This is a genomic window from Mycobacterium sp. E3247, from assembly GCF_001667785.1.
Taxonomy (GTDB): Bacteria; Actinomycetota; Actinomycetes; order Mycobacteriales; family Mycobacteriaceae; genus Mycobacterium.
The window spans coordinates 25694-33079 of the sequence record NZ_LZJG01000250.1; the positions used below are offsets into that span (position 1 = coordinate 25694).

The 7386-nt window shown below is 67.2% G+C and carries 9 protein-coding genes and 1 pseudogene; 3 read left to right on the forward strand and 7 right to left on the reverse strand.

Annotation, left to right across the window (positions count from 1 at the left end; all coding sequences use genetic code 11):
• Positions 1-58 precede the first annotated feature (58 nt).
• Positions 59-616: a ribosome recycling factor gene (gene frr / locus A9X04_RS13375; protein ID WP_067921038.1), complete on the reverse strand. Its 558-nt coding sequence runs from the start codon at positions 614-616 to the stop codon at positions 59-61.
• 67 nt (positions 617-683) lie between these two features.
• Positions 684-1487: a UMP kinase gene (gene pyrH / locus A9X04_RS13380; protein ID WP_067921040.1), complete on the reverse strand. Its 804-nt coding sequence runs from the start codon at positions 1485-1487 to the stop codon at positions 684-686.
• 348 nt (positions 1488-1835) lie between these two features.
• Between pyrH and A9X04_RS13385 the strand changes: the two genes are divergently transcribed.
• Together A9X04_RS13385 and A9X04_RS13390 are read left to right on the forward strand one after the other, a co-directional pair.
• Positions 1836-2072 carry a CsbD family protein gene (locus A9X04_RS13385; protein ID WP_067921042.1) on the forward strand — a complete coding sequence of 79 codons (237 nt, stop codon included), beginning with the start codon at positions 1836-1838 and terminating at the stop codon, positions 2070-2072.
• Between the two features lie 227 nt (positions 2073-2299).
• Positions 2300-3043, forward strand: a complete 744-nt coding sequence (locus A9X04_RS13390; protein WP_231985721.1) for a winged helix family transcriptional regulator — start codon at positions 2300-2302, stop codon at positions 3041-3043.
• Positions 3044-3051: 8 nt separating this feature from the next.
• On the opposite strand, the gene A9X04_RS13395 is transcribed toward A9X04_RS13390, so the two are convergent.
• Together A9X04_RS13395 and A9X04_RS13400 are read right to left on the reverse strand one after the other, a co-directional pair.
• Positions 3052-3987: a lysophospholipid acyltransferase family protein gene (locus A9X04_RS13395; RefSeq protein WP_067921047.1), complete on the reverse strand. Its 936-nt coding sequence runs from the start codon at positions 3985-3987 to the stop codon at positions 3052-3054.
• Positions 3988-4087: 100 nt separating this feature from the next.
• Entirely contained in the window at positions 4088-4651 is a 564-nt protein-coding gene (locus A9X04_RS13400) for an MPT63 family protein (protein WP_067921049.1), read from the reverse strand.
• Positions 4652-5184: 533 nt separating this feature from the next.
• Here A9X04_RS13400 and A9X04_RS13405 point away from each other — a divergent pair.
• Positions 5185-5758 (forward strand): annotated as a pseudogene (locus A9X04_RS13405) (SDR family oxidoreductase).
• A gap of 18 nt (positions 5759-5776) precedes the next feature.
• On the opposite strand, the gene A9X04_RS30405 reads toward A9X04_RS13405, so the two are convergent.
• The 3 genes from A9X04_RS30405 to A9X04_RS13420 all read right to left on the reverse strand — a co-directional run bounded on the left by A9X04_RS30405 (position 5777) and on the right by A9X04_RS13420 (position 7221).
• Positions 5777-6196 carry a hypothetical protein gene (locus tag A9X04_RS30405; RefSeq protein ID WP_067921051.1) on the reverse strand — a complete coding sequence of 140 codons (420 nt, stop codon included), beginning with the start codon at positions 6194-6196 and terminating at the stop codon, positions 5777-5779.
• Positions 6197-6389: 193 nt separating this feature from the next.
• Positions 6390-6719 (reverse strand): DUF2795 domain-containing protein, encoded by a 330-nt coding sequence (locus tag A9X04_RS13415; RefSeq protein WP_067921054.1) that lies wholly within the window; start codon positions 6717-6719, stop codon positions 6390-6392.
• An 88-nt stretch (positions 6720-6807) separates the two neighbouring features.
• The gene (locus tag A9X04_RS13420; protein ID WP_067921056.1) at positions 6808-7221 is read right to left on the reverse strand and encodes a ChaB family protein; all 414 of its coding nucleotides are present in this window, start codon (positions 7219-7221) and stop codon (positions 6808-6810) included.
• Between the last annotated feature and the right edge of the window lie 165 nt (positions 7222-7386).

The following is a 7386-nucleotide window of genomic DNA, read 5'->3' on the forward strand; positions in this document are numbered from 1 at the left end:
GGGCTGGCTGCGCCGGTATTAGCCACGGACCTGGGTGAACTCAGCTGCTGGGCGGCCGCTAGACCTCCAGCAGCTCGCCTTCTTTGTGCTTGACCAGGTCTTCGATCTGGGTGATGTACTGGTGGGTGGACTTGTCCAGGTCTTTCTCCGCGCGGCCGACCTCGTCCTCGCCGGCCTCGCCGTCCTTGCGGATGCGGTGCAACTCCTCCATCGCCTTGCGGCGGATGTTGCGCACCGACACCTTGGCGTCTTCCCCCTTGCCCTTGGCCTGTTTGACCAGCTCCCGCCGTCGCTCCTCGGTGAGTTGTGGCACCGCCACCCGGATGAGGGTGCCGTCGTTGGTGGGGTTGACGCCCAGGTCGGAGTTGCGGATCGCCGTTTCGATCGCGCCGAGCTGACTGGCCTCGTAGGGCTTGATGACGACGAGCCGCGCCTCCGGCACGTTGATGCTGGCCAGCTGCGTGATCGGGGTGGTGGCGCCGTAGTAGTCGATGACGATCCGGGAGAACATGCCGGGGTTGGCGCGGCCGGTCCGAATGGTTGACAAGTCGTCACGGGCCACCGCTACGGCCTTCTCCATCTTCTCTTCGGCGTCGAAGAGAGCCTCGTCAATCATTGCGCCCGCTCCTGTTCATCACTGCGTTGTGCGTCGTCGCCAGCGCGGATCATCTTCGCTCTTCCCCTCAGGTGGTGACCAGTGTCCCGATTTTCTCACCGGCGACCGCGCGGGCGATATTGCCATTGGTCAGCAGGTTGAACACCAGGATCGGCATGCCATTGTCCATGCAGAGGCTGAACGCGGTGGCATCGGCCACTCGCAGGCCTCGGTCGATGACCTCGCGGTGGCTGATCGCGGCGATGAGCTCGGCGTGCGGGTTCTGCCGGGGATCCGCGGAAAACACCCCGTCGACCGCCTTGGCCATCAAGACCACCTCCGCGCCGATCTCCAGCGCCCGCTGCGCGGCCGTGGTGTCGGTGGAAAAGTACGGCAGCCCCATGCCGGCCCCGAAAATCACCACCCGCCCCTTCTCCAGGTGCCGTACGGCGCGCAGCGGCAGGTAGGGCTCGGCGACCTGGCCCATGGTGATCGCGGTCTGCACCCGGGTCACGATGCCTTCCTTCTCCAGGAAGTCCTGCAGCGCAAGGCTGTTCATGACCGTGCCGAGCATGCCCATGTAGTCCGAACGGGTGCGTTCCATGCCGCGCTGCTGCAGCTGCGCGCCGCGGAAGAAGTTGCCGCCACCGATCACGACGGCGACCTGGACGCCGTCGCGAACCACCTCGGCTATCTGGCGGGCCACCCGCGCCACGACATCGGGGTCCAGACCGACCTGGCCACCGCCGAACATCTCGCCGCCAAGCTTGAGCAACACCCGGGAGTACTTGGGCCGGGTTCGCGGTTGCCCGGCGACCGATCCGTTCTCCGGTGCCATGTTTTCCTTCGGAGCCGCCGCGCCGGCGGCTGGGGGCTCGCTGGACTCCGTCATCAGGCTCCTCGCATGAGAGTGCCATCCCGGGGTGAGCACATCCGGAACGGCATTTCACATCCTGCCTCATCGCAGCACAACGGGGCGCCGGTGGGGTGCATTATGCGCAGAGTTGGCGATGCGGACGGCTTTTCGAGCAGATCGACCAGGTCTGGCCGGCCGTCGGCCCGCCCCGCCGCCCTCGGCCGGCGAATGTTTGAGCGATGGCCGACAGGGGGAATCCGCACCAACGCGGTGGGAATTCACGGTCTTGAGAATAAGGGCCAACCCGCCGTTGACCGGACCGGTCGCCTCGGCGATCGGCATTGAGCGATCGCTCAAGGTACGCCTATGAGGAGGAACTGATCCATGGCGGACAACAACTCGGGACCTGCTGAAGCTGTCAAGGGCGTCGTCGAAGACGTCAAGGGCAAGGCCAAGGAAGCCGCTGGTGCGGTGATCGGCCGTGACGACCTGACCCGCGAGGGCCAGGCCCAGCAGGACAAGGCGGAAGCACAGCGAGACGCGGCGAAGAAGGAAGCCGAGGCCGAGGCGGCGCGCGGCGGCGCCGAGGCCGCTGAGCAGCGCCAGAAGGCCAATCAGTAGCTTGCTGGAAGGATGGGTCCGGTCTGTGCAAACGGACCGGACCCATCGACTTTTTTCCGGCGACGAGGGGCGCGCCGAGTTAGCCAGGCCGGCGCGGTCGGCAATCTCCTCGAGACATTTTGCTTAATTTCGCGACGAGCGGGTAATCAGCGCTGCGCTGGCAGACATCTCCCTGCGGGATGCCTACGGCGGGGGGGAACACCCACGCGAAGTTCGGGAGATGTTGGTTGGACGTTCTATTGCTGACCGACGCGGACGACTTCGACGGGGCGCTGCCGCCCCTGCCGTCGTTCGCGCGAATCAAGAGACGCGCGCCACTGACCGGTGACCGCGATGCGCCGGCCGATCCCGGCGACGTCGCAATTGTCGACGCGCGTGGCGACCTCGCGGCCGCCCGGGAGGCGTGCCGTCGGCTGACCACCGAGGCCCCCGCCACCGCGGTGGTGGCCCTGGTGGAGCGGACCGGCGCAGTGACGGTCGACGGCGACTGGGACGGTGACGGGGTCGTTGACGACGTCATGCCGTCCGGCGCCGACGCCAACGAGCTGCAGGAACGGCTGCGGCGCGCGATTACGCAGCGGCGCAACGCAATCGACGGCAGCCTGAGATTCGGCGCCCTGCTTTTGCACCCGACCGGCTTCACTGGGTCACTGGAGGGCAGAGACCTGGGTTTGACGCTGACCGAGTTCAAACTGCTGAGTTTCCTTGTACAGCACGCCGGTCGGCCTTTCACGCGGACCCGCCTGATGCACGAGGCGTGGGGCTACGACAGCAACGGCCGCGTCCGCTCGGTCGACGTCCACGTCCGCCGACTGCGCGCCAAGCTCGGTCCTCGGCACCAGTCGATGATCGGCACCGTCCGAGGCGTGGGCTACATGGCGGCGACCCCACCGCATCCGGAATGGATTGTCAGCGAACCGACGGTGATGTGGGCGACGGCGACCTCCGCCTCGAACACCTTGCCGCACTGATTCTTTCGTCAGCCGAATAGCGGGAAGGCGCGCTTGCGGGCGAGCGCGTCCATGCCCTGCTGGATGGAGTCCTGGATCTCACGGTACTTGCGGTCGACGTAGGCTTCGTCCTCCGCGCGTGCGGGATCGTGGTCGAGTTCCACGGGCGGCATGAACCGGGTCCTGATCTTGGCCGGCAGCGGAAGCTGCGGCAGCGCCGCGGGCGCGATCCCCCACGGCAGTGAGATCGCCAAGGGGAACACTTTGAGGCGCAGCAGGCGGTCGAGCTGCAAGGCCTTCGACAGCTTGTCACCGCGGATCAGCACGGGCATCGCGTCGGCGCCGCCCACCGTGGCGATCGGCACGACGGGAACGCCCGCCCGAATCGCCATCTTCACGAACCCTTTTCGGCCCGCCAGGTTGGCTTGGTCGCGCTCGATCCACGGGCGCAGCGAGTCCACTTCGCCGCCGGGCCACAGCGCAACATCACGCCCCTCGGCCAGGGCGGTGGCGATGGCGTCCGGCGCGGCCGGAAGCACCCCCATGGACCGGAAGTACCGTCCGATCACCGGAATCGCCATCAACGCGTCATGCGCCGTGCCGTGTAGCGGGCGTTCCTGACCGAAACGACGCCACCACTGCAGACCGACGGTCCAGGCATCCCAGACGAACGGAGCGCCGGAGTGGATGCCGACCAGCAGTGCCGGCGGCGCCGGAACGTTCTCCCAGCCGTCGATCTCCATGCGAAACCAGTAGTCCACCAAGACATTCCAGAGGTACTTCTGGCGTTGCAGGGTGGTCTCGTCCTGCCCGCTGAGATCCCACCTGCCGGCGCGCTCGGCGACCCAACCGCTCAATCCGCCGCCCTGGTCGCTGCGCCGCTCCTCCATCGTCGCCCGCGCCTGCTCGGCATGGACCTGCGCCTGTTCGCGTATTTCGGCTGGCCTGTGATCCGGGTTACTCATGGGTGCCGGGTACCCGATTCATGCGCGCACGATGCACCGCCGCCAGAAAAACGGAACTCCCCGCGTCGCACGCGACGCGGGGAGATTTCCGCAAGCCGGACTACGTGTGGGCGGGGGCCGGGCTGGGCGGAGCGCCCGGTGCCGGGCTGGCGTTCGAGGCGCCAGGCGCCGCGCCACCCTGCACGTTCGAGGTCCAGATCAGAATGTCTTGCATTCCGTCGTTGTAGACGACGCCGTTCGGCGGCGCGCCCGTCACGTCGAAGTACAGCGTTCCGGTCGACTCGTTGCCCTGCGGGATCGGCGCCGGGTTAAGGCCGTTCGGGACCCCAACCTTGTCGATCACCCGGTAGTTCTGACCATTGGGACCGCGGGCGATGAAGTCGTTGACCATCGGGGTCACGACTCCACCGTCCGACCGGGCGGTGATGTCCGCCTGGTAGAGCGTCCCCTTGGGCGTGTAGCCCGGAATCGCGGCGTTGCTCGGCTGCAGGTTGCTGACCGTGTAGTCCGTGATCAGCGGCCCGTCGACGAGTTTTTCGCTGGTGCCGAAACCCTGAATGTTGGGCGGCGGCGCGGCCGAAGCCGGCACCGCGGCGAAAATGCCCGCCGCCGCTATCCCCCCGGCAGCGGCGGCTGTCTTCACGGCCGTCTTGGTGACCTTCATTGTCCATCCTTTCGTGTCGAACAATCGCCCCCCGAAAGGGCAATACGCACATAAGCGGGCCATAGCCATTTGTCATCCGCTCTAAACGTGTTCGCGTGCCTAAATTCCGGAATAGGTGCCGCTCGCCTGCCGAAATGGATTTTTTTGCTGGACAGCATCTTTCGCATCAGCTCTTAACATCTGTATCGCCATTCACGCCGTATCAGTGATATGCGGACCCCACGGTGGGCCCCGGCAGCGCGATTAGCGCCCGTTCTGGGGGTAGTCGGAGCCAGACCAGCCAGACCGGTACGCAACGTCGACGGAACGCGGAAGCTCCAAGCACAGTCCGCGCGAGGATGACGAACTCGAACACAAGCTGGACGGCACGCTGCGCGGAAATCGGTCCAGTCGCGCCGAGGAATGGCGTGACCCCGAGCCGCCTGCCGACGACGACGCCGACATCCCGACTGCCGGGCCGCCGCCGCACGAATCCTAGAACCGTTTGCTCGCAGCAATGCATGACGGACCTTCGAACACGAAAGAGAAAGCACATGGGTTTTGCCCCTCAGCAACAGGACGTCCCGGGCGTGCAGGCGCGGATGAACCCGATTCCGGACCGCGGCGAAAACACTTACCGCGGCTCGGGGAAGCTCACCGGTAAGAGAGCCGTCGTCACCGGCGGTGACAGCGGCATCGGCCGGGCGGTGGCAATCGCTTTCGCCCGGGAAGGCGCCGACGTACCTCGCCAAGGCGGCCGTCCCGCACATGAGCCCGGGGGCGTCGATCATCGGCAGTTCATCGGTCAACTCCGATACCCCCAACCCCACGCTGGCACCCTACGCGGCCACCAAAGCCGCTATCGCGAATTTCTCGGCCAGCCTCGCTCAACTGTTGGGCGAGAAGGGAATCCGCGTCAACAGCGTGGCGCCCGGCCCGATATGGACTCCGCTGATTCCCTCGACCATGCCGCCGGACAGCGTCGAATCCTTCGGCGAGAACGTGCCGCTGGGGCGCGCCGGCCAGCCTGCCGAGCTGGCCCCCGTCTATGTCCTGTTGGCGTCCGATGACGCGAGCTACATCTCCGGCGCGCGGGTGGCGGTGACGGGAGGACGGCCGGTTCTGTGAGCCCCTCCGGCGCCGCGGTTACGGGCGGAACGGGCACACCATGCCGGGCGTCCAGCCGAGCGGGACCGCCGGGTTGGCGGGATCCGGCGGGCAGACGCGGTAGCACTGGGTGCCGCCCCACCCCAACACGGAGACGCTGACGCAGTGGTCGTAGCTGCCGTCGGGATACGGGTTGCCATCGCAGTAGGTGCCGCCGCCCCACGGCGACCATCCGCCCTGGCATCCGGCCGTCGGGACGTTGTCGGCGGGGGCTAAGGGATTGTCCGGCAAGGAGATTGGCCTGTCAGCGCACAAGAATTCGGTATCGGCCGTCGCCGCACGGCCGTCGGCGTCGTCGGGTCGATCGAGTGCCGTCGTCACCAGGGTGCCCACGGCCAGGGCCGCCGCTGTCGCGCCGACCGCGAGCCCGGCCAAAGTCGCCGCAACCATGCCCTTCATGACCCCTGCCCTCCATCGCGAAACCCGACCCCTTCAGGGAATTCGAGCACCGCGCACCATCGGCGGCTAGGGTCTAGGGACCCTCGGACCGGGCCGAAGGTCACTCACGGCATCGGTGGGCCGAACTCGGCTCGAAATGCCCGCTGGCACTGGTGGTTCGACGGCTCGGCCGTCAGCGTGTGACGCGCCGGAGTCAGGAACCCCGGTTCTCGCCCAGCTCCTCGACGATCGGGCTCTGGACGGGGATGTCCTTGCCGTTCTCGGCGAGCCCGGGTTTGGTGTGGGAGCGGCGCGCCGCGGCCTGGTCGCCGTCCCGGACGTCGTGTTCGTCGGCGATGGTGACCGACGCGGCGACCTGGGCGGCGTTGTTGTAGGTCTCGGGCGGAATGCCCCGCAGGGCGGGGATCGTGTTCTCGTTGCAGCCATTGCGACAGGCGGCCTCGAGCAGGTCCTGCTTGTTCGCCGGAAAGTCCACATCGTTGAGGCACTGGCGCAGCTGACTAGGGGTGGTGGACGCAACCATGGCTGGCGGGATGCCCGGTGGCCATGTGTCTAAACGGCGCCGGGGGGTGCTGTCTCGGTCACATCGGCGCGGCCGCCGGTCGCGTTTCTCAGCGGCCGCGGACCCGCCGGTTGTGTTTGACGATCGCGTCGACCAACTCCGGCTTGCTCATCGTCGAGCGGCCCCGGACGTCGAGTCGCCGGGCCACGTCGAGCAGGTGTTTCTTGCTCGCGTTGGCGTCCACGCCCTCGGCGGTCGCCCCGGAGGCTCGCGGGCCGCCGCTGGTGGCGCGCTCGTCGGACGGCCCCTTCGCGTCCTTGGCCTCCCAATGGTCGCCGACCTTTTCGAAACTGTGCTTGAGGGCGGAGTACGCCACCCGGTGGGCGCGCTCTTCGCTGCCGTATTCCTCGGCGGCCGCATCGTGCGTCTTCGCAAATGTGCGTTGCGCTTTGGCGCCGGAACGCTGCAAGGTGCTCGGCAGTTCGTCCTTCTTCGGCTTGCCGCCTTTCGCCGTCTTCGGCATGAAAACCTCCTGATAAGCCCGTGCGAGCGGGTGCCGCCGCTGCTCGGGTACCCCCTTGACCGGCCGGCAATCCCAACTTCGCGCCGCGAATCGACGTCCAGACGGCCGAAATATGTCAATATCGTTGACATGGTCCTCGCCGAAGACGCCCCGCTCGGTTACCTG